The sequence below is a fragment of the Oceaniferula marina genome (assembly GCF_013391475.1).
Classification (GTDB): domain Bacteria; phylum Verrucomicrobiota; class Verrucomicrobiia; order Verrucomicrobiales; family Akkermansiaceae; genus Oceaniferula; species Oceaniferula marina.
The window spans coordinates 263,018-285,931 of the sequence record NZ_JACBAZ010000001.1 but is presented as its reverse complement, the minus strand read 5'-3'; the positions used below and the strand labels follow the sequence as shown (position 1 = coordinate 285,931).

13 protein-coding genes are annotated in these 22,914 nt (G+C 51.6%); 3 read left to right on the top strand and 10 right to left on the bottom strand.

Annotated features, from left to right (window positions below):
- Positions 1–258: 258 nt before the first annotated feature.
- The 6 genes from HW115_RS01120 to HW115_RS01095 all read right to left on the bottom strand — a co-directional run bounded on the left by HW115_RS01120 (position 259) and on the right by HW115_RS01095 (position 8,281).
- A complete protein-coding gene (locus tag HW115_RS01120) occupies positions 259–1,080 on the bottom strand; it encodes a PEP-CTERM sorting domain-containing protein (protein WP_178930739.1) in 822 nt (273 codons plus the stop codon).
- A 256-nt stretch (positions 1,081–1,336) separates the two neighbouring features.
- Positions 1,337–3,115: a glucoamylase family protein gene (locus tag HW115_RS01115; RefSeq protein ID WP_178930738.1), complete on the bottom strand. Its 1,779-nt coding sequence runs from the start codon at positions 3,113–3,115 to the stop codon at positions 1,337–1,339.
- A gap of 24 nt (positions 3,116–3,139) precedes the next feature.
- Positions 3,140–4,489 (bottom strand): sulfatase, encoded by a 1,350-nt coding sequence (locus HW115_RS01110; protein WP_178930737.1) that lies wholly within the window; start codon positions 4,487–4,489, stop codon positions 3,140–3,142.
- A 28-nt stretch (positions 4,490–4,517) separates the two neighbouring features.
- Entirely contained in the window at positions 4,518–5,345 is an 828-nt protein-coding gene (locus HW115_RS01105; protein ID WP_178930736.1) for an alpha/beta hydrolase, read from the bottom strand.
- 25 nt (positions 5,346–5,370) lie between these two features.
- The gene (locus HW115_RS01100) at positions 5,371–6,864 is read right to left on the bottom strand and encodes a sulfatase family protein (protein ID WP_178930735.1); all 1,494 of its coding nucleotides are present in this window, start codon (positions 6,862–6,864) and stop codon (positions 5,371–5,373) included.
- 22 nt (positions 6,865–6,886) lie between these two features.
- On the bottom strand, positions 6,887–8,281 hold the full coding sequence (locus tag HW115_RS01095; RefSeq protein ID WP_178930734.1) for a sulfatase-like hydrolase/transferase: 1,395 nt from the start codon (positions 8,279–8,281) through the stop codon (positions 6,887–6,889).
- Between the two features lie 764 nt (positions 8,282–9,045).
- On the opposite strand from HW115_RS01095, the gene HW115_RS01090 reads away from it, so the two are divergent.
- The 3 genes from HW115_RS01090 to HW115_RS01080 all read left to right on the top strand — a co-directional run bounded on the left by HW115_RS01090 (position 9,046) and on the right by HW115_RS01080 (position 14,558).
- A complete protein-coding gene (locus HW115_RS01090; RefSeq protein WP_425498127.1) occupies positions 9,046–10,506 on the top strand; it encodes a sulfatase family protein in 1,461 nt (486 codons plus the stop codon).
- A gap of 106 nt (positions 10,507–10,612) precedes the next feature.
- A complete protein-coding gene (locus HW115_RS01085; protein WP_178930732.1) occupies positions 10,613–13,606 on the top strand; it encodes a glycosyl hydrolase family 95 catalytic domain-containing protein in 2,994 nt (997 codons plus the stop codon).
- Positions 13,607–13,790: 184 nt separating this feature from the next.
- Positions 13,791–14,558, top strand: a complete 768-nt coding sequence (locus tag HW115_RS01080; protein WP_178930731.1) for a LamG-like jellyroll fold domain-containing protein — start codon at positions 13,791–13,793, stop codon at positions 14,556–14,558.
- Between the two features lie 289 nt (positions 14,559–14,847).
- Here HW115_RS01080 and HW115_RS01075 read toward each other — a convergent pair whose 3' ends face one another.
- The 4 genes from HW115_RS01075 to HW115_RS01060 all read right to left on the bottom strand — a co-directional run bounded on the left by HW115_RS01075 (position 14,848) and on the right by HW115_RS01060 (position 22,910).
- Positions 14,848–17,016, bottom strand: coding sequence for a sialate O-acetylesterase (locus HW115_RS01075; RefSeq protein WP_178930730.1), 2,169 nt, complete (start codon positions 17,014–17,016; stop codon positions 14,848–14,850).
- Between the two features lie 69 nt (positions 17,017–17,085).
- Positions 17,086–18,153 (bottom strand): right-handed parallel beta-helix repeat-containing protein, encoded by a 1,068-nt coding sequence (locus tag HW115_RS01070; RefSeq protein WP_178930729.1) that lies wholly within the window; start codon positions 18,151–18,153, stop codon positions 17,086–17,088.
- Positions 18,154–18,156: 3 nt separating this feature from the next.
- Positions 18,157–21,570, bottom strand: coding sequence for a GH36-type glycosyl hydrolase domain-containing protein (locus HW115_RS01065; protein ID WP_178930728.1), 3,414 nt, complete (start codon positions 21,568–21,570; stop codon positions 18,157–18,159).
- Positions 21,570–22,910, bottom strand: coding sequence for a glucoamylase family protein (locus HW115_RS01060; protein ID WP_178930727.1), 1,341 nt, complete (start codon positions 22,908–22,910; stop codon positions 21,570–21,572). The genes HW115_RS01065 and HW115_RS01060 overlap by 1 nt, the downstream gene beginning before the upstream one ends.
- Between the last annotated feature and the right edge of the window lie 4 nt (positions 22,911–22,914).

Genomic DNA, 22,914 nt, shown 5'->3' with positions numbered 1-22,914 from the left:
TGAGGGGCTTGATATGGAGTGCTCTGGCTTGACGAAGCTTTGTGGTAGGTGCGGCTTGACGCACGCGGTGAAAACCGCAGGATATGCCCCTTTGCAAGATTCACACCGAGGATTCTAAATGGGAATCATGGCTGCGTGACAGAGCATAAAAGCTGCGTCGTGCCGCAGCACTCCGAAAGCTAACTGCTAGGAATTTGCTTTTTGAGGGAGGTGTTCGGAGTGCTTGTCATGGGGTGAAAAAGACGCGCCTTCCTCCACCTACTTGCGACGGCGAAGAATGAGAGCGATTCCGCCGAGACCGAGCAGGGCAAGGGATGAAGGTTCCGGAATGGCCTGTACCGTGGTAAGTCCACTGCCGTTTGTGTAGATATTGATATTGCTCCCCACAACTGCGGGTGCGCCATTAACTGTAAAGTTCGGCAGATGCTCGGATGTGACCTCGGCGATCGTACGGTTCACATTGCTATATACAATCATGGAATTGGTATCCAGAAAATCAACGATATTGCTGCCATAGGAGCCTGAGGCGTCTTCTCGGATGGTCAGGATGGAACCGGCGTCCAGGCTGGAGGTTACTGCAGAGCCTGAAAAAAACCAGCCTGTATCGAATGTGGAGCCGTTGGTGAGAGCCAAGCCTCCGATCAGACCCGTGCCCCAGCCGCTGTAAGCATCGACGTTATCAAACACTCCTTGGAGCTGGGAGTTCGATCCAGTTGTATTCGCAAAAGTCGCTGAACCGTCTTTAATGATTGCCCCGGCACCGAGTTTGAAAGCCCCGGCGCTTACCGTGATCGTACCTGTTCCGTCGAGATCCAGCGTGCCGCTTACACCACCTGTGCCGCCCACCGTAGCGGCACCGTCATTAATCACAAAATCGTGGGGAACGGGCACGTCTTTAAAGTTGCTAACAGAGATGACTCCACCAGGGTTGTCCCAGTTGTTGGTCTCGAAAAGGCTTATCCCGTTACCGGCACCAGTCCAGGTGATCGTCGCGGCACCAGCAAGGCTTGAAGAGGCAAGAATTGAAGCAGCAACGCATTGGCGAATGCTAACAAGCTTATTGAACTTATTCGTTTTCATTGGGTTTTGCTTTTTGTATTGGATTTCACAAAGCCACAGAGGCGGGCGCATACCACCTCTCTTCTGCCCTGCACCGTGTTACCGATACCACCCCCCCCCTGCCAACGACAAGAAAAAAATCATCCTGCAAATCAAAAAAAGTTCCAATGCCTTCCCCGCCCTGTATCGGTCAAACCCGATCGCAAGCGAATGCCTCTCGATTCCGGTGGGTGGGTCCCATAATGAGCAAACAAAGATAATTTCCGGCAATCGCGAACTACAATTGGCAATGAAAGCGGATGGATTTGAGCAACAGGCTGCTCCTCTGCGCCTGCCAGCGCTTGGTGGTATAGAACCAGGCATTACTCCAGAACTGGAGCTGGATCGTATCAACCTTGGCGCCATCGATCCATATCCCCCAGAGGTCTTTGGCGGGGATGGTGTAGGTTGATTGATCCTTGGAAAGCTCGAAGTGGGCGTAGCGTTGCTGGCCAAAACGGTCGGTAACCAGCAGGCGAAGTGCTCCAATAGGCCCGGGTGAGGAATCCAGAACGGAGAGATCGAGCTCGACCTTGTCCAGACGCTGCAGGTCGAGCGCAGGAAACTTAATGGTCACTTTGCAATCAACCTCCTTCTCCCGGCGATCGAGTTTGATCAGGGCGGCCTCCCCACCCTGCTTGTGAACGGTCAGCACCTTCGGGTTATTCGACTTGGCTGCTGATAACGGCACGTGATGCACGGCAGGTTTCGATGCTGGTTGTGTGTGAGGTTTCTGTTTTCCAAATTTTGCGTCCCGTTGTTGCCAGCGGTCGGCTAGAGTGGGATTGGTTTGCATGTAGGGGTTCAAGAGCTTGAGCCCCTGCTTTACCTGGGGGTCACGACCGTAGATACTGCGGGCGACCCCATCATGCAGATAGTTCGCCAAACTGAGAAAGAGCATGCCTTGATCAAGAGAGAGGTAGCGATGGTCCCAGCGTTTGGTCTGCATGTTGTAGGAATCCCTAAGCCCCCATTTTTTTCCCTCATAGCCTTTGGGAGGAACCGTGCCACCGAGCTTTGTCATTTTACGCAAGTTGGCGGTGACATGTTTGGGGTAATACTCAATCATCAAAGCGACACAGTGCGGAGTAACGACATGTTCCGATAGATAGCCACCTTCGGTGTAACCGTCATCTGGCTTATAGCAGTTCGACCACCCCCAAAGCGGGTAAGCCTTCTTGCGTGCAAACTGAATTTGCTGCCATGCGAGGTTGCCGGCCGACTCACCAACCTCGGTGTAGGTTTCAGGAAGAAAAATTCCATCCATGGCGTGGAGAAACAGCCCCCCCAATCCGTAGCCACGGCAAATGGTTCCATATGGTGTTTGAATGTGCTGTCGATCCATCCTCTTCCAAATTTCAGGTGGTGCTGCCCCTGTGGCAACCATCATAAAGGCAGCCGACCGTGTGTCTGCTGTCAGCCAAAGGCGGCCCCAACCGGCACAACGATCGTTATCAAAATCATAGCCCCAGCCTACTAGCCCTGTCTTGGCATCGTAGAGCCTGCTCCACTCGATCTTATCCAGAAAGCGACTGATGCGTTTATCCAATGCAGGCCAGGTCTGGCGCGCCATGATCAAGCCAGTTGCCAATTTGTTAAAATCGGACACCGCCATCACGCCTTTGGATTCGGAGGCACTGAGGTCGACTTCAATGAAGTTGGGCATGAAGCCATGCATGCGATTGTAGGACTCGAGCGATGTCAGGATTTTCTCCACGCGATTGCGGCCATCCTCGGGCGTCACGTAGTCTAGTTCCTTAGCCACACAGAGACTAGCGAGATAGAGGCCAATATTGGTGGTATTCGTCGATCCTTCATGTTTCTGGGTGTCACAGGGCAATCCGGTCTTCGGGTGACGCATCGCGTCGAGACATGACCAAGTGTCCTTCATTAGCTCTCCAAGAAATTGGCGATCTGAATCCGCACGTAATGTGTTCCAGGGAGCTGCCGACATATATACACCAACAGTAAGTAACCCCAACTGACGCAGGCTTTTCTGAGTGAATGATTTCATCATATTCTTTGCTTTAATTATGATTCATTATCGTGGGACACGTTCGATTTTCTCACCGATGGATGGGTGATGTCCAAAACTCGGCGGGATATTTTGACTGTCCCATGCATGATATTTTTTCAGGAGCTGTTGGACGAGCTCAGGATGTTTATTCGCCAAATCGTTTGATTCAGAAAGATCCTCAGCGAGGTTGAACAATTCCATTTGTGCCCCCTGTTTAACTAATTTCCAGTCTTTGTGACGAACCGCATAGTGTTTGTTTGATTTCCAGAATATTGTCTCGTGGGGTCGCCCTTCATTTTTACCGGTCAGATAAGGCATCAAGTCGGTTCCATGGATATCCCAGTCCGGTTTGATTTCTCCCCCGGCAAGCTTGAGGATTGTCGGAAACAAATCCATGCCAATCACTGGGTTGTGATACTTTGTCTCCCTTTCGATCTTACCCGGCCACATCATACAAAAAGGCACATGGATTCCACCCTCATAATACTGCGTCTTCTGCCCGCGCAATGGATGATTCAGCGAGCCATTATCATTGGGTTTCCCTCCGTTATCACTGAGAAAAATCACCAAGGTGTTATCTTCAATCCCCACCTCTTGAACCGTCGACAACACCCTGCCAATGTTCTGATCAAGCGAGTAAACCATCCCCACCAGTTCACGACGAATCAACGGGTTGATATGTTTGAACTTTTCCATGTGCTCTGGCTTGATCTGACGAGGCGCATGCGGAGCCGTAAATGGCAGGTAGAGGAAAAACGGTTTGTCTTGATGGCGTTTGATAAAGGAAACCGCCTCACGCCCAAATGCATCCGTTAGATATTCAGGTTCCCCGTCGACCAATTCATATCCCCGACGATATTTACGCTCCCTGTTCTTAACATCATCGTAGAGTGACGCCCCTTCCAAAATGCCAAAGAACTCATCAAACCCACGTGAACTCGGCATAATGGATCTATCCTGCAAAACCTCTCCTCCCAGATGCCACTTGCCAAACATCGCCGTAGCATAACCCAGCGGCTTCAACCGTTCCGCGATCGTTTTCTCTTCAAGAGGAAGTCCGATTTTCAGCTCAGGTGAGCGCCTGAACTGCCCGATGTGATACTCACACCCAAACCTGTGTTGATACCGGCCGGTCAGCATCGCGGCACGGGTAGGACTACAGACCGCGGCATTGGCATAGCCATGGGTAAACTGAACACCACGGTGCGCAATCGAATCGATGTGAGGGGTCGGAATATCCTTGCAGCCGTGATAACCCACATCGGCATAGCCCAAGTCATCGGCAACGATGAGGATGATATTGGGCTTCCTGCCCTCACTGGCCCATACTTGGCTCAGCAGACAGACAATCGGTATGATGAAGAAACGGATCATAGAATTATCAAAATAGGAATTTTATGGATTACTTTTGCCGCTTGATGACGCGCTTGATTTCTTTGAGTAACAGCGGAAATGCAGCTTCCGCTATTCCGTGACCATAACCGTCGAGCTCGAAAATGCGAGTATCTTGATGGCCCACCACACGCATCATGCGCATCATATAGGCATTTTCCTCATGACGGCCTAACAACTCCAACTCGCGATCACCGGTAATCAGCAACAAGGGTGGTGCGTCTTTTCGTACGTGATAGAGCGGAGCGAGATCGTCAATCACTGGTTGTTTGCCGCTAATGCCGCGTTCTTTGCGGACGGTAAAGTGGGTAATGGTGTGACCACTAAACGGGATCAAACCAGCGATATCATTCGCGTCAATACCGTGAGCCTTCAACCATCGTTTATCCATGCCCACCATCGATGTCAGATAGCCGCCGGCCGATTGTCCGGAAACAAAGATCTTGGAACGATCACCACCGAAGCGCTCAATATTTTCAAATACCCAGGCTACCGCAGCCGCGGCATCTTGAATGTATACCGGAGCTTTGACTTTAGGGTGCAATCGGTAGTTGGGAGCAACCACGGCGATGCCTTTCTGCTTCAATGACGCGGGAATAAATTTCTCGCCGCCCTGTATCCCGCCGCCGTGAAACCAGACAACCGTGGTAAATCCTTTTTCGGCCTTCTCAGGGTGATAGATATCCAGAACGCAACGCTCCTTCGCGTAAGCATCTTTCGCCCCTGTCCGGTACGCGATGTCTTTTTGTTCTTTGTAAGTAACGCCATCGGCTCGCACGTCACCGGCACAGGCACACAATATCGTGACAAGTAACATGGGTTTGATTAATTTTTTCATTCTACTGTGAGATTAGGTTTTAGGGCTAATTGTTCGCTTTGTTCTTCTTCCGGTTTCGCTCCTTTTTAGGACCTGAAACGTAATCCGGATGTCCCTTTTTATGCAGCTGGCTTTTCGCCTTGGACTTTGCCTCCCAGTCTTCAGATGGAATGGGGCGATACTGCGGGTCATTGTCGACTTTGGGTAATGTTGGAATGACGGCGATGAGTCGGTCGCACACCTCCTTGTATTCCGGGTTGTTGAGCAGGTTGATCTGTTCATCGGGGTCGTTGATGACATCGACGACTTTGACCGGTTTGCGGTCGGGCCCGACAAAGAGTTTGAATCGTTTCTCTCTGATCACACGATCGCGGAACAGGTGTGTGGTCTCCACCCCTTGATCGGTTAGCTTGGCGGGGTGACACCCCATACCCAGAATCCACGGACGTGCCGAGTTCTCTTTTTTTCCGAGAAAGACATCCATCATAGAGTAGCCATCGTATGCATAACCTGGCTCCTGTTTTACCCCCGCCAGGTCGGCGAAGGTCTTGTGCATGTCAGTGAAATCGACCAAGGCATCGCTGACTTTACCTTGAGGAACCAGCCCAGGACAACTGACGATGAACGGTGTATTCACCCCATTCTCTGTCGTTTTGGCTTTACCTCCTTTGACCAAGCGGCTTTCTCGTTTGTTGGAAATCGATCCGGAAGTTCCGTTGTCACAAGTCCAAATAACAAGGGTGTTTTTACGAATTTGAAGCTCATCAAGTTTCTTAACAATCTTACCAAGCAGGAAATCGGTGTATTCGACCATGGCGACGTGCTTTTCCAATTTCGACTTCGCGTCGGGAGCCAGAGGGGTGTGTACCAACGGCCCGTGTGTCAGTGCCATCGGGTAGTAGATAAAAAACGGCTTGTCTTTGTTTTCCGTGATGAAGTTCAGAATGAAATCGTTGTAGATATCCGGTCCAAATTTCCCTGGATAGGTTTTGCTGCCCTCCTTGGTATGGATGTAGGGGTCCCAGTAGCGTTGGGCGCTTTTATGCGTATGTCCCGGCACCTTCGACCCTTCGGCTCCGGTCCACATGCAATACTCGTCAAAGCCGTGTTTCACCATGGCATCGGGATGAACACGAAAATCGTTGAGCTGCCATTTGCCAGCTGCAGCGGTGGCGTATCCAGCGGATTTCAACGTCCGCCCGATCGATGGGTTTTTCTCCCAATCAAAGTACCCCACTCCCCATCGTGGGGCGTCCCAGTGGTTTGCCCAGCCATTTCTAAAAGGATACTGTCCGGTCAGAAAACAAGCCCGACTTGGCGTGCACTGCGGCATCGAGTAAGCGTTATTAAAGCGAATGCCTTCCTTGGCAAGCTCATCGATGGCGGGCGTCTTGATACCTTCACCACCATAGCAACTGAGCCATTCCTTACCGAGGTCATCGATCAGGATAAAAATGATGTTTGGCTTGTCAGAGGCCATGGAAGACGCGACTAACACAAGCCAAGCCATCAGGCAGCCAAGAGTCGATTGAATGTTCATCGCTTGCTGTATTGTATAAGGATTAGCGTTTTCGGTTTTTAGGGCCACCCCACCATGCATTATCGGGCAACTTACCATCCCAGGCATCGAACTGTTTTTGAAGCTTTTTAGCTTTTTCAGGATATTGACTGATCAAATCCGTTGTTTCATTCGGATCATCTGCGAGATTAAACAACTCGACTTTTCTGGTGCCGGAAGGTGCCCCGTTGTTCCAGAGCAGTTTCCAATCCTGCTGACGGATCGCATAATCGTCATCTCGACGGAAAAACATCACCTCATGTGGACGATCTCGCTTTTCACCAAGAATGAAAGGCATGAGGTCCACGCCGTCCAATCTCTTCTTTGCCGGCTTCGCACCTGCTAGCTGAACCATGGTCGGGACCAAATCAAGGGAGCTGACTGGGTGTGCATAAACAGTACCTGCTTGGATTTTAGCAGGCCAGGACATGACAAAGGGCACTCTGGTCCCACCTTCATAGGTATCCCCTTTGAATCCACGCAAGGGGGCACTACTCGCCGACGAGCTTTTAGGGGCTCCATTGTCACTAAGAAAAACAACCACAGTGTTCTGATAAACCCCCTGATCCTTGAGCGACTTGATAATCCGGCCCACACCATCGTCCAGAGAAACCAACATCCCGGCATACACACGGCGGTTTTTATCGGCAATGTGCCGAACCTTGTCAGCGACATTGGCAGGAGCCTGCCACGGGGAGTGCACCGCATTATAAGTCACATAAAGAAAAAACGGACGTTCTTTATTTCGTTCGATAAAGTGCACACTCTCATCCGTGAAGGTATCCGTCAAATACCCTCGGTAATCCAACGGTTCACGGTTCCGGTAGATCGGCCACAATTCAGGGTGTTTCCCCCACTTTTTATGAGCATGCGTAAACGAATGAGAACCGTTGAGAAAGCCATAAAAATAATCAAACCCACGGCTGTTTGGCCTGAGCGGTTCATCCAGACCTAGGTGCCACTTCCCGATCACCCCCGTACGATAACCCGCGGGCTTGAGCAGTTCGCTGAGTAGTTGTTCTGAGCGGGGAACCCCCGCATCGCGGCAACGCGGATGATCCGGCCACCCTTCTTCGGGAGCGTTTTCTCCACAACCGAAGCGCTGTTGATACCGCCCCGTTAAGAGACCTGCCCGTGACGGCCCGCAAACCGAAGCAGAAACATAACCTTGGACAAACCGGACTCCGGAATCAGCCAGAGCATCCAAATGCGGTGTCGGAATGTCCTTGCAGCCGTTAAAGCCCACATCCGCGTAACCCATGTCATCGGCCAGAATGATCACAATATTGGGCGCCTTTTCATCCCCCCACACGCTGCATAGGCCAGAGAACAACAAGGAGACTACACACAGGGCAGATCGCCTGAGATTGGCATGATGGATTGGAAGTATTAGGTTCATGGTCCTTAGCTATCTAACTATAATATTCTGTTTATCTTGTCGATTCGTATAAAGTCTTCAATGGCTTATCGCAGCAAATGTCATCTTATTTCAACTCATAGGAGAGCTTCTCAATATCTTCGAATATCCGATCACGTCTCGCTCGAGCCTGCTCCATATCCCGGGTCTTTAATGAAAACCGATGCCGCTCCGATGTCCCATCACAAAAGTGAACCGTCATATTACACCACCACACCCCCTGGTTATTCCAAAGATGATGGTTTGGGTTTTCACGATTGGCTCGAATCACCAGGCTAGGCCTTCTCTGTCTCTCATTCCTCATCACATTCATCCCATCAAGGGTAACGACGACTTTGTTACCAGTAACTAATTTAAGCAGATTCACAAGTGGAAAATGAAAAAATCGTCATCAACTCGCCGTCCCCACCCAAGGGGAGAGAGGCTCGAATCATCGGAATCACCTTTTCTAAATGATTAACAATGGAGGTGTCGTGTATTCTGACAGATTAAAATCTCCAAGTCGTCGGCTTCGATGGATACGGCGACCGGATGATGATCTTTTCAACCGCCTGTCACAAGAAAAGTCGAAATAGCGTTACTGATAACATTTCTTGTTGACGTAGGGCCAGAACAAGCATACCCACATGACGATGAACACTAAACAGAGATTACCTCTTCGTGTATTCCAGAGATTAAAATCTCTCCCATGCCATCAGTTCGCGCACACATCGATACGAAAAGGATTGACGACCCTGTCCCTCGTCCTGCTGTCGGGAACAACCGTCTTGACCGTTTCAGCCGAGAATTTTACCAAGGATCGCCCAAACATCCTTTTTATCCTCGTCGATGACCAATCCCCCTTTGATTTGAAAATTTACAATCCTGAATCCATCCAAGACACTCCTGCAATCGACCGACTCGCAGCGGAGGGCATGGTTTTTGATGGGGCCTACCACATGGGTTCATTCAGTGGAGCGGTGTGTACACCATCACGCCATATGATTATGACCGGTCGCACACTTTGGCACCTGCCCAATTCGCAGAAAGGTAAACATTGCCCGGATGACATTGAGGAAAATGTCATGGCCGCCGTTTTTAACCGTGCGAACTACGATACGATGCGTACGTGTAAAAAAGGCAACAGCTACGCGGCGGCCAACCGAAAATTTCAAGTCGTCCGCGACGCAACCAAACGAGGAGGAACCGCCGAAAGTGGAAGCGCTTGGCATGGCGACCAAGTGATGGACTACCTTAACGAGAGGGAAAAGAAGCAGAACAAAGCCCCCTTCCTGATCTACTTCGGGTTTTCCCACCCCCATGATACCCGCGACGGCACGCCCGAATTGATCGCTAAATACGGAGCCACCAACCATCGAGACAAAAACAGCCTCCCTCCTGCCAACCCGAGACAACCGAAGTTGCCCGTCAATCACCTTGAAGCACATCCCTTCCCTCATGGGCACCCGCACTTGCGTGACGAGGTTCAGGTGTCGGGCGTATGGGAACGTCGAGACCCCCTCACCATTCGCAATGAACTGGGCCGCGAGTTTGCCTGCAACGAAAATATCGACAGGCAAATTGCTCGGGTCTTGAAAAAGCTCGAGGCGATGGGAGAACTGGACAATACCTACATCATATACACCGCTGACCATGGCATGGCCATTGGCCGCCACGGACTACAGGGGAAACAAAACCTGTATGAACATACGTGGCGCGTGCCGTTCATCGTCAAAGGCCCTGGAATCCAGCCCGGAACACGCGTCCAAGGGAACGCCTATCTTCTCGATGTTCTGCCGACACTCTGCGGCCTCGCTGGAGTAGCCACGCCTGACTCCGTTGAAGGCAGAAGCCTGAAGCCCGTGCTAACAGGCAAAAAAGACGTCGTTCGCGAGACCCTTTTTGGAGTGTATTGCGGCGGGACTAAGCCTGGTATCCGTGCTGTCAAGAAGGGCGACTGGAAATTGATCAAATACGACACCATGGATGGCAAGGTGCGCGAGACCCAACTCTTCAACCTCAAAGAAAACCCCCATGAGTTCCTCCCCGAACACGGTAAAAAGAACAACCATTTGACCGATCTCGCAGAGCAGCCGCAACACGCAGCCAAACTTGCAGAAATGGAAGCCTTGCTGCTTTCGGAAATGCGCCGCCTCGATGACCCATACCGCCTCTGGAATCAATCCCAAGACGAACTCAAGCCTGACGACAAGGATCTGAACAAGTAATCAAACACAGACAAATTTCACCCACCCTTTACCCAGCCCACCCTTTACCGAGAACCCCTCTGCGCCCTCTAATCCCCAACAAGAGCGCCTCACCAAGATCAAGACCATGACCAACAAGAAAAAACACTTCATGCTACTCAGCCTATTGGTAGCCGGCCTATTAACACCCACCCAAGCGCAAACCATTCGTCAGGCAGATAACGGAATGCTCAACCTCATCGCAGACAGTGCAAGCATCCACAACCCCGACGAGAAAAAAACCGGCGTGGCCAAGAGCCCGCACGGAAACAACATCGCCTATTGGGTATCCCCCCAATCATGGGTATCGTGGAAATTCAAAACCAATCATGATGCACGTTTTTCGCTCGAGGCCGAAATCGCCCAAGACTCACCCCGCAGCCGATTCGACCTCGTTGTCGGAGATCAACGACAAGCGGTCGTCACCCAATCCACCGGTGGCTACGACCAATACCAGACCCTGCAGCTTGGATCTTTCACACTGCAGAAGGGACGGCACTCGCTGACGATCAGCCCACACCGAGACCAGTGGGCACCGATCAATGTAAAACGTATCATTCTTCGCCCGCTCAAGGAGCTAAGCCCGATCGAGCCGAGCTCAACAGTTCCGACACAATCCCCCCTGCCGTATCAACTCTCCAGCACAAAACCGGCGGACTGGAAACACCATGAGCTCAAGGGGATGAATTTCAAAGATCACTGGCGTGACGCCTACCCCGTCGGAAGTGGTGAGCTTGGAGCCATGGTCTACGGTGGAGTTGAAGATGAACGTGTGATGATGATGCACGCCAACCACTGGTGGATGAAGCGCAGCCCCACCAACCTACCCAACGTCAGTGGCAAGTTGAAGCACCTTCGATCCCTGCTCACCAGTAAAGATTACAAACCGAATGGAGCCTTCACCAAGGCTGGACAAATTTACTACGAAGCAATCAAACAAAGCGACTACAAAGCATCTAATGGAAGCCCTCTGATGATCGGCGATGTCCACATCACCTCTCCTAAAGTCGATTACTCAGACTACCGTCGATCCGTCGACATGAACAAAGCCGAAGCCGCCGTAACATGGAAATCCGATGGGGCCCGCTTTGAGCGCCGGACCTTCGTATCCCGGGCCAACAATCAGAAGGACATTCTTTTTATCCAATTGAAATGTGATCACCCAGGAAAACTTCAGGCAGCACTAAGCCTGGGCCTGCACGCCCCGGAAACGGCGCGCGGCATCGGAAACCCTGCACGCTTCAAGGCACAAACAACGGCCAGTGGTGACTTTATTCATTACAAGGCAAGCAACCCGGGCACCCCGTCCGCGCTCAAGGACTTCGGAGCCGTTGCACGCGTCATCACGCACGATGGAACATTAAACAACCAGGACGGCCGACTGAAGCTGTCAGGAGCAAGCCACGCTTTACTGGCAGTTAAAACCTTTCATTATGCGGATGCCAGCGATGCTTTTGACCGTCTGGACAACGAGCTCGAAGCCCTCAGCGGAACCTATCAAGACTTCCTCACCAAACACGTTCTAGCCCACCAAGCCCTGTTTTCATCGGCGACGGTCGATCTCAACGCCACCGCAAGTGAGCGGCAACTGCCCAACGAGGCCCTGCTCGCCCGCGCCTATCAAGGCGACCTTCCTCTTGCCCTCACTGAACGCCTTTGGGCGATGGGACGTTATTTAAACGTGGTGGGCAGCCGCGCCGGAGGCGACCCCGTCCACCTCACCGGACTGTGGAACGCCGACTATACACCGATGTGGGCGATCCACCTCATGAACATCAATATGCCCATGATTCACTGGCATATCATGGACGGCAATATGGCAGAGCAGATGCTGCCATTCTTCGATCTCTTCGACGCCCTGCTGCCAGGAGCACGCATCAATGCCAAACGCCTCTACGGCACTCGCGGGATCTACCTGAACCCCATCCCCTGCGGAAAAGAGGATGGTATTGTTAAAATAAACAGCCCCCACCTCATTCACCTACCAGGCATCAACGCATGGGTAGCGCAGCACTATTGGGATTATTACCAGTTCACCGATGACGCTACCTTCCTCACCGAGCGTGCGCTCCCCCTCATGCGCGAGGCCGCTCATTTCTATGAGGATTATCTCGTGCTCAATAAAGATGGCTATTACGACATCATACCAAGCAACTCCCCTGAAAACGGCCCCTTCGCCCGAGACGGCGAGCGCATTGGAGGTCGCCACCTCGCCACACAAATGAATTCGACTTGGGAATATGCCGCCATCCGCGAGATGCTGACCAACTTGGTCACAGGTGCCGAGATCGCAGGCGTCTACACCGAGGAGTTACCCACATGGAAAGCCATGTGCAAAAAACTCCGCCCCTACGCAATCAACGCCGAAGGAGCGGCCAAAGAATGGCTTCACCCCGATCTATTCGACAATCCCGCGCATCGCCACATGACCCACGCCTACTCGCTTATGCCGGGCATGGAAATCAACAAGGAGGACAGCTCACCGGAACTCTTCGACGCCTTTGTCAACATCGTCAATCGACGCCTGGAAGCTGGGCTCGAGCATCACACCGGTTGGTCACTCATGCACAGTGCCAACCTCTACGCCCGCGGCGGTGAGGGAGCCAAGGCCTACCAGTGTTTGAAATGGCTCGCCCAAGCCTGTGTGTTAGAAAACTTATTAACGACCCACAATGACTGGCGCGGTGGCCCTGTCACCATGAGCCAAGGCCCGATCTTCCAGATCGAGTCCAACATGGGTTTTGTCTCCGCCGTGCAAGAAATGCTCTTCAGTTCCCGCCCCGGCGTCCTCAAACTCATGCCTGCCCTGCCCAAGGAATGGCCAACTGGCACCGTGCGAGGGATGCGTGCCCGCGGCGGTATCTCTCTCAATCAACTTATTTGGTCCAAAGGAGGAGCGAACGTTCAGGCTACCATCGAGGCCTCCAAAGCACAAACACTCAGGGTGATTCTCCCACGCGAGATCAAATCCGCTACCCTCAACGGCAAACCCATCAAAACCCATTCACAAAAAGAACTCCACATCGACATCCCCTCCAAAACACAAACTATGTTAATGGTAACTATTCAAGATGAAGCATAGTAAACATTACCTTTATCGACCCCTCGTAAAACCAGGAAACTTCATTTCGCATGATAAAAAAATGAAACTTTAATCTTGCCCCCCTCCTACAAAATGTTACCTATCACATAACTCTTGGGTGTATTATTCTATTTCTCAAAAAGCGATCTGCAGAACCACATCTCAAAAACCAACAACAACGATTATGAAAAAATTATTTTTATTACTCACGGCAGGCGCCACGACTATGACCCAGGCCGCTATTACAGAAACGCACCTCTATGAACTGGGTGAGACAGGGACCCTTGAGTCTGGCATACCTCAAGATTCTGTTGGATCATCTCATTTCACGGGAAGAGGCGGATCTCCGACAGCAAATACCACGAACCCTTCCCCGGTATCTGGCACCTACACTTCGTTTGATGCTGATTTTAACTGGGGAGCAGACTTCTCTGGATTCGCGACCGATAATTTTGCTGTCGAGTTGTGGGTGCGCACGAGTAATCTCACCCAAGGTGCTGGTACGAATATCGCTGAAGTTTTTCGAACCGGAACCTTAACTGGCGCACTTGAGTTTTATTTGCGTAATGATGGAAATTGGATGGCAGGTTATCAGAATGTTTCATTCATTGGGGGGGGAGGTGCTGCAGCAGTGGCAAATGAGTGGGTAAATCTTGCTGTAATCCGAGATGATGGAGTGTCTGCCTTTTACATCGACGGCCAGCCGATCGGAAGCCCGGTTGCGCAAGATAAAGCTCCTGTTTTTGATCAAGCCAATAATGGTCACTTGGCAGTTGCGAGTGGCGGGGTAAATCCGTTTACAGGCGACATCGACAACATCCGCATGTTCACCTTTGAAGCAGATGATGATCCTGTTGCAGCTCTCACCGTCAATGCGGTCCCCGAGCCTTCCACTACAGCCCTTCTCGGACTTGGAGGCCTCGCACTCATCTTGCGTCGCCGTAAAGGCTAAGAAAGACAAAAGTCCCTGCAACGCAGGAACTCATCATTTTCATTTGTGTGTTTAATCAAACGGGAGGGCTCCGGCTCTCCCGTTTTTTAGTTCCCATGCATCTTTTAAACGGACTCATTCCAAACGGAACGTTTCAGCTCCACAGTAAGCTATGCTGTTGAAGATTGTTATTCAAGAGAGGCAACAAGCCATTTACTCAAAAGGGGCGCTTCACAAAGCACTCCTTTTCTGAGGGCTAACTTTACTGGGCTAAAACCACCGTATTGGCCTTTATTGACAGCTTCATCACTTACTTCACCATGACGGTGAGCCGGATCGTTTTATATTGTCCACCATTGGCGGAAAAGGTCCAATCCGTATTGTTCACACTGGCATTACCAATACCCACATCGAGCATGCCGTTATTCCCCCAGTGATTCAGAGCAAAGGCGGTTTGCTTCATTTTCCAGTGGTGAATCTGCATGGATCCGTATCCTGGAATTTGGGAGTTCGACTGGTCGCCGAAGTCGTATAATTTGTCACTGGCTCCTGGGATTTTTGTGGTATTGGCAGGGCCATAATTACCTGGCCAAAACTCGATATTTCCGCCGTCGGAATTCGTGCAGGGAGTTAAACCACGAACGTTGGTCCGGATCGTTAACCCGGACACTTTCTGCATAAAACGGGCGCCACTGGAGGCTGTCGGGATGCCCAGTTTTTTCAAATCATCGGTGAATTTGTTCATCGAAGCAAACACGTATTGTTTTTTCCCATCGCGGCTCTCGAGCTCGAGATAGTAGGCAACTCTCTGAAAAGGAGACTTATCCTTGGTGCTGTTATCGATCTGGTATTGGGCTCCCCCTTTGGCGTAGTTGGCATCTTTCGGAAGATCAATCTGATAGATCACGCGGTATTCTTTGGCTTCGGGAACATGGGCGGAGGCCGAGTTGGGCGGGATGGGAAGTTTACCGGCGCGGAATGTGGCGCAGGGGATGCCAGCTTCATTGACTAAATTGGGAGTGGCCAGCTTGTGCCAGGCAAACCTGACAGCCAAGGGTTTGGCAACTTCAACGGATTTAACGATCACCGCCTCACCCTGGATCTGAGCGACGGCTTTATGGTATTCACCATCTTCGCCTGCAAGCTCAAACCAGTCCGGTGTTTTGCCATCACGGGTTTTCAAACCTTTGGCAGCATCAAACAAGAGTTTCAAAGAACTCCCCTGCACGATCATTTTCTGGAATACCGGTCCTGTGGAGACAACATCCTTACCGTAATCGTGGGCAAGAGCCAAACGCGCGAGTCGCGTGCCCGGAATCAACTTATTCGGAGGGTGGATATCATTGAGCGTGGTGTAGTCACTGACGACGGTCATTCCCGTTCTGGGAACCGTCTTGACGATATTCGCCTGAGCTTCCCAGAACTCCGCGAGTTTTTCCGGAGCGTCATTTCCATACTTGTATGGTGCAATCTGGACAAAATAGTAAGGGAAGTCGTAGCCCCAAAGTTTTCGCCAACCACGGACGAGGGCCTTGGTTTTTTCCGTATAGAGTGCGCCTTCACGGTAGTTGGATTCACCTTGGTACCAAATTGCCCCTTTGATGGCGAACGGAACATGCGCATGGATCATGCCGTTGTATAGCTTCGTTGCCGTCTGGTGATTGCCACCGAGTATCAGCTCTTTGGGAAACTTGGGAGGTTCTGTTACCGCTACTTGACGAGACAAGGACTCCCCTGCCTGGTCACGCCACGCATCTAAATCCTTGAGATACGTTTGCATGTTTTTTTGATACTCCGGTGAATCTGGCAGGGTTCTTTTAACCATCTCATGGATATCAGCAACAGCGTCGATCCCTTCAAAACCACAAGGTGGGGTCCATGGTTCAATCCTTGTCCCCCCCCAAGCACTGAGAAGAAGCCCCACAGGCACATCAAGCTCCTGGTGAAGTTTTCTTCCGAAGTAATAACCGACCGCTGAGAAGTGCTCAACCGTTTGAGGGCTGCAAACCTGCCAGCTTGCATTGATTTGGTCCAATGGTGTATTCGACGGCACAAGTGGGGTCTTGTAGAGTCGGATGAGAGGGAAATTGGCAGCAGCGATCGCCGCATCCGGGTTACCACTCTGCCGCATGGACCACTGCATATTCGACTGGCCGGAGCAAAACCAGACTTCTCCAACCAGCACATCCTTGATCACAGTCTGCTCTCCAGCGGATTTTACGATGAGCTCACCAGGCTGTTTGTTCGCCTTCAACGGAGCAAGATCAACTCGCCATTTCCCCTGGGAATCTGATGTACCTGATGCGATTTGCCCGGCAAAAGAAACCGTCACCCCGACACCGGGATCTGCCGTCCCCCACACAGGAACCTTCTGACCACGTTGGAGAACCATATGGTCGGTAAAGACGGTCGGCAAAGTGAGAGCCAAAGCCTGTGATGACGCGGCTAGAAGCAGAGCGAGTTTGATTGGAATGCTCATCTTGATCTTATAGGTATTGGTCTGAATCGATTTCGTAAGGGTGGCAGTGAGGAATGCCACTTTTTGCAGTTATTGCCCTTTCGCTGGTGTTTTTTTGATTGGGCGATAGTCCCCTTTCTTCTGCTCGATGTTTCCAGATTGCACCAGAAAGCCCTCTTCCACATTGCTCACGGCCGACTCCTTGTTATGGCTGAAAAGGCATCCGATAATGCTATTCCCACTGGACATCTTCGAGGAGGAAGAAAAACACACTCCATGGCCGCCGTTGTTGGTAAAGGAACAGGACGTAAATGAACAATCGTGCATTCCGCTGTCGGGCACGATTTGATTTTCCTTCTTATGCCCCTCCGGGTAAACTTGATGGGCTAAAAAAGCACCATGTTCGCCATTGTCGTGGATGTTTAGATTACGAAAATTCACCGCCGTGCAGTCCCGGGCAAAGATGGCACAATCATTGTTTTTATAAATATGACCGTTGGTGAAGGTGACATTCTTCAGCTTGTTGTCCAAACTGAGTCCAGCTGATTTATTTTCATAACAGTAGAAATCCGACACCATGATGCCGTCACTCGTGTAGAGGGCGATGCCATCGAAAAAGTTATGGTGGAACGATGATCCACGGATCCAGATCCGCTCACACCCCCAGCTGGCAACGATCCCCCCGCTCCGAGCGTGATGGCAGTCCACATTTTCAACCCGCAAGTCATCGACGCCACGGATATCGATCGTGTTATTCCGGAGCCATGGTTTGGTCGGATGGTATTCACTATCCTGCCTGTCTTTATTCCCGTCTAACTCAAGGTTGGCAATCGTGATATGTTTAATCTTCTTCTTAGGATCTGGATGTGCGGCATCGCTACCTATGAGAATATTCGGCTGTTTGACGGCATCACCGAGTACCAACAAGGTCCCCGTTTCTCCGCGTAGTGTGACGTTTGAGCGATTGATATGCACCATACCGTCAAGTTCGTAACGACCCGCAGGAATAAAGATGGAGCCACCTTCTTTGGGTAGAGAATCAATCGATTTCTGAATCATTTCGCGGGCACTTTCTCCCTCATTGACACTCACAACGACTTCACCAAAAACGGGAAGTATCATCATAGCGGAAAACACCGCAATTATTGTATTTTTCATAGTTTAAAGTTGGATTTCGAGTTCGTTACCTTCTTCTTGAAAAAGAGCGTCAAAGCTCTTACCATCAATCACCCAGCCTCCCTTGCGGTATGGGTTTTCCGTTCTCCCCACTGGCTCGAGTAGCGAGCCATTCAGCTTCACCGATTCGGGTCCGCTCACATTACCTTTGATCTTGAAGGTGATATTCAACGATCTGTCACCCCATGGGGCCACGACTTCAAGTCCGTCCAGACAACGGGGGAGCACCGGGTCGATCTCGACGTGATCATAACGGCGACGGATCCCGACCATACAGCTCATGACAACCTGAAGAAAGATTCCCGGACCGCTGGAATAGATGCGCCATCCTCCTTCGACGGGAATATCTCCCGACTTGATAGACGCGTAGTTTTCATCCGCTTCATAGCGGGTGGCCACCGCAGCGTCGGAGCTCGAGAAGTAAGCATTGGCTTGACGAGGCAAGGCATTAGGCACGGAATCGCCAATCCCGGCCGGGTTGACTTTCCCTATGGCCGTCCACATCTCATCCGCTTTACCCAGACGGGCCATCGCCTCGATATAGCGCAAGTGCGCGTGGGTGTAGAAAATTCCAATTTCACGGGAAAAGCAGGGGCTCGTTTCCGCGCGTTGGAACATATCATTCTGCCCCCCCTTGTACCGGGGTGGCCGATCCATCAAACGGGCTCCATCCGCAGCCAGCAGATGTTCTTCGATCAAGCGGTTGTGATGTTCTGCTTCATCCGCAGTGAAAAGCCCACCAATCATGGAACGTGTCATGGGAAGAAGTCGGTAATGAATCCCAGTCTGGTCGTCCTGTGGGTGGAGAAGTGGTGTCCCCTGCCCATGCCCATGACCATCAAAGAGGTAAAAACCGCAGACAGTCCCATCAATGATCAAACGATCATGAAAGTCGCGGCGGATTGCATCGGCGAAGCCATCCAGGCCATCGAAGGAGATGCCGCTCTGGCGTGAGACTTCTGCTAGACGGCTGACCGTCTGGTAACACAAAGCGACCGACCATGAACTGACAAGATTCTCCTTGAGTTCCGCTTTTGCAGGTTGCAGGGAGTCATTCCAGTCGCCGTCTCCATAACTGATCAATGCGGTACCTGGCACGCAGTGCTCACGCAACCAAGTGAGATTTTTCTGGACGTGGTCTTTGAAGGTCGTGACTTGACTCGACTGACTTCCATCGGGGTTGGTCCATGGCACGGGTTCGTCAAAAATGGCGAAGTCGGAAGTTATTTCAAGATAGTCGCAGAGTGACTTGATCGGCCACATCGGAATGTCACCGTGGCTATGGGACTGCATGATCTCGCCAAATGGTTCCAACATAAACCACTGCGGCCAGTGGTGCCCCTCTGCGTATTGGTGACGATACACATCAATGAGGACACGCCGGCAGCTGGTATATCGACCAAAGGACAGGAGCAATTCCACAGATCCCTGCGTCACATCCCGACTCCCCCAAGCGCCTCCGTTGTATTGTTCAATCCCGTGGGGAACAGTAAAGTGGATCATACCGTTGTGTACGAACCAAGGAACAATGTTATTCAGGCGTTCAACCTCAGGCGTATCCCCTTTAAACTTCAGGGCACTCGCCATTTGCGTCCAACGTTCACCATCAAAACCATCCGTTACCCCCAACTCGGCCCTCATGGTGAAGCGTGCGCTATTCACGGACTTTGTTTGCACCACGAGCATCGCATGCGAGCTACTTCCGCCAAGCGCTTCAGCGCCTGAAATATCGGCGACTGATTCCGGGTCTTCAGCCTGCAGAACAAAGGATGACTCGGTATCAAGTTGTCGCCACATACTATCAGGAGCGGAAGTTAATCGAACCAACGCACGGCTGGTGTCGATATCCAGTTGCGCGGGGGCATCGTATTCGGCAATACCACCAATCAAGCCACTGGTAATGAGGAACTCAGTATCGGCTCCGGAAATCACCCTGATATCCAAGCCACACTCACTTTTCTCATCATCCACGTAGGAAACAACCTCCACGGTTCGTTCCGGCAAAACGTAAATCCAACGGGCCATGGTCATTCCCATTTCAAACACAGAAGGAGCCCCCAGGAGAGACCATTTGGTTTCGCCCTCTTGATCATTGGCCATCCAGATACGCTGCCCCGACGCCGTCATCAGGCCACAGGCCTCACGGGGGAAACTAAGCATACGGTTAAACGATACGTGTCCGGCACTCAGTAACGAATGAAAGATCCCCGCAGCGAAGCAGGTGCTGGATAATTGTTCCGGTGCGGGGAAATCACCAGCTCCGGAACGTAAAATCGTGCCATGAGGCCGGCCCATCAATGATTCCTTGGCGAGGGTCACAACATGCCTTGCATCATCACCCGTGAAGAATGACCACAATGTCCCCTCTGGCGAACGTTCCTCAAGGCTCCACGCATCCGGATAAAACACCTTCAGCTCATCGTCCAGCATGTCCACTCCGTGGACCACGTTCGGTGCATCAAACAGGGATCGCTGACTTCTGGAAAACACGGCCTCGACCGGTCGATCTGCGCCATCGGCAGAGCACACTTGATCGAGATGGTGCAAAGTTTCATCCGACGTAGGTTCTTGGTGATCTTCAATCAAGACGCCCACAAATTGACAGCTTGAACGAGCTCCCGCAGCAGCCGAAAGATCATCCGAGAGCATAGCGACATAAGACATTTCACCTTGTTTGACCCCGGGCATACGTTGTGAGCCCTCGCGCATGCGCAGGGGCAACAGGTTAGACCGTTCGAGCGGTCCGCCAAAAACATCCCGCCCATCAGTGGCGAGTTCTGCGCATCCGCTCAAGCAAGCCTGAAGCATCACCGGATGTTTCCCGTCCACTTCGAGGTTTTGACGGCTCGCCACCACCTTGCCATAATCGGCATGATCAAGCGCACGATGGTCGAGATACTGGCTGGCATAGGCCTCATTGATCCTCAAGGCCCCAACATGGGACAACCCGACATCCAGACCATGAAACGCCCGCCAAGTAATCGGAGCGTCCGCCTGATTGTCAACGGCCACAATCAAATCCCAGCCCTTACCCGAATCATGGATTCTAAGTGTGGTCACAATCGTCGTATCACCGTCGACAACCCGCCATTGAGCCCGGCTGGCATCCATCGCAAACTCGGCCTGGGATCCGGGCCCCATCACGGTGACGACACGCCGTTGCCCAGCGGTATCCAACTCGACATAGAGCCGTTGCAAGCTCCCTGACAATGGACAGCCCAGCATCAGGTTCAGTAAAAACTCCGCACCATAGCGGACCGCATGCAATCGACCACCAGAAAGAAACTGAAAATGAAGACCTGATGGGTCACCCAATGTATGAGCAAGCAACTGCTCGTGTTTCGCTAGTGTTGTCGAGGTCTGGCAGTCTCGTTTGATCTCTAAGACAGATTGAGTCATTATTTGTTTGGTTTTTGAATGTTTTTGAAACCAGCGCGTTCAAAGGCACGAACCGCCGCAGGGTGCTTCATAAAGGTGTTCCAGACGTATCCGGATCGTGTGTTTTCCGCCATCAACAAGGTGATTCCGGTATCGATGGCGAGGCAATATTCACTGACCCAGCCCGTCCGTGGGTTATGAGCGTTGGCAAAGCCGTAACGGCCGTAAACTTGATCGCCGAAGCGATCTTTTTGGACTTTCAGCGTGTGAATCGACGGCTCCGGACAAATCGCCAACGACCCGCCTGGCGCGGAAGGTACGAGTGTGCCGTCAACCCCACGCCACGGCCGCAAGCGAGGATCTTTGTAGGGAGCCCCCCAGTCCTTGTAACCATCCGGGCCGTCGGAAGCGGTCAGACCCCACAAATCATCACTGTAGTGGCCCATTTGGTCCGGATAAGCTTCGGCCAAGCGTTTCATGTAATCGATTTGAGCCAAGGTCGCAAGTTGGGAATTCCTCCAGTAATCGAGGTGTTTGTCTTTGTAATTTTGAAAATCAAAATACGCCTGTGAGTATTGATGAATAAAGAGCGGTGGGTAATGGGCAAATTTCTCACCTTGAAATTCAAGTAATGGACCACGCTCCCAGACATCCCAGCATGCGGGTGGAATGGGGTTCTTTTCCGCTCCCACGGCTAACAAGAGAAGCACCATGTGCTCACAATAGGTTTTCCACTCGGCTTTGAGAAACCCCTCTTCAGGCTTCCAGCCATGCTGAAGAAACTCATTTCCATCCAACATCCATGCCCAGTCCATTCGGTTATAGATCTCATTGGCAATGGCTGGAATATCACTATCAGGGAATGCCTCCGCAGTCGTCAGAGCACCTACAACAAAGAGCGCATTATCAATCGTCGATGCCGGAGAGTTCGGCTCACGTTCTCCCGTGCTTCGGTTGATGAACTGATAGTAAAAACCACGTTTATGCTCCACCTTGTCGCGCATAAAGAGCAGGACTTTCCTAGAACGGGCAATCCCTTCATCCTTGGTGATCCAGCCACGTTTGACGGCAATGGCATGACCCGTAAGGCCAAACCCAGTGGCCGCGATACCCGCCGTGTCCCAGGTATCCGAGCCATCGGCTTTCCAGCGGTCAGCAATCAAGCCAGTATCAGGATCTGCCGTTTCTTCGAAATAGCGATAACATCGGCGTTCGAGGTCGGCGAGAAAAGCATCATCTTCCGCCGATACAGCATCAGAAGAAGCAGAGGCTTGCGCGACTGTCACTTCCTCGTTTTTTTCAACTTTCTTACAAGCAGAAAGTCCGCTTACTCCTGCTAATCCTGCTAATAATGGAACCATCAAT

What these genes read in the sequence shown, in the direction of transcription:
- HW115_RS01120 (WP_178930739.1), bottom strand. Translation starts at nt 1,080, where the DNA reads ATGAAAACGAATAAGTTCAATAAGCTTGTTAGCATTCGCCAATGCGTT.
- HW115_RS01115 (WP_178930738.1), bottom strand. Translation starts at nt 3,115, where the DNA reads ATGATGAAATCATTCACTCAGAAAAGCCTGCGTCAGTTGGGGTTACTT.
- HW115_RS01110 (WP_178930737.1), bottom strand. Translation starts at nt 4,489, where the DNA reads ATGATCCGTTTCTTCATCATACCGATTGTCTGTCTGCTGAGCCAAGTA.
- HW115_RS01105 (WP_178930736.1), bottom strand. Translation starts at nt 5,345, where the DNA reads ATGAAAAAATTAATCAAACCCATGTTACTTGTCACGATATTGTGTGCC.
- HW115_RS01100 (WP_178930735.1), bottom strand. Translation starts at nt 6,864, where the DNA reads ATGAACATTCAATCGACTCTTGGCTGCCTGATGGCTTGGCTTGTGTTA.
- HW115_RS01095 (WP_178930734.1), bottom strand. Translation starts at nt 8,281, where the DNA reads ATGAACCTAATACTTCCAATCCATCATGCCAATCTCAGGCGATCTGCC.
- HW115_RS01085 (WP_178930732.1), top strand. Translation starts at nt 10,613, where the DNA reads ATGACCAACAAGAAAAAACACTTCATGCTACTCAGCCTATTGGTAGCC.
- HW115_RS01080 (WP_178930731.1), top strand. Translation starts at nt 13,791, where the DNA reads ATGAAAAAATTATTTTTATTACTCACGGCAGGCGCCACGACTATGACC.
- HW115_RS01075 (WP_178930730.1), bottom strand. Translation starts at nt 17,016, where the DNA reads ATGAGCATTCCAATCAAACTCGCTCTGCTTCTAGCCGCGTCATCACAG.
- HW115_RS01070 (WP_178930729.1), bottom strand. Translation starts at nt 18,153, where the DNA reads ATGAAAAATACAATAATTGCGGTGTTTTCCGCTATGATGATACTTCCC.
- HW115_RS01065 (WP_178930728.1), bottom strand. Translation starts at nt 21,570, where the DNA reads ATGACTCAATCTGTCTTAGAGATCAAACGAGACTGCCAGACCTCGACA.
- HW115_RS01060 (WP_178930727.1), bottom strand. Translation starts at nt 22,910, where the DNA reads ATGGTTCCATTATTAGCAGGATTAGCAGGAGTAAGCGGACTTTCTGCT.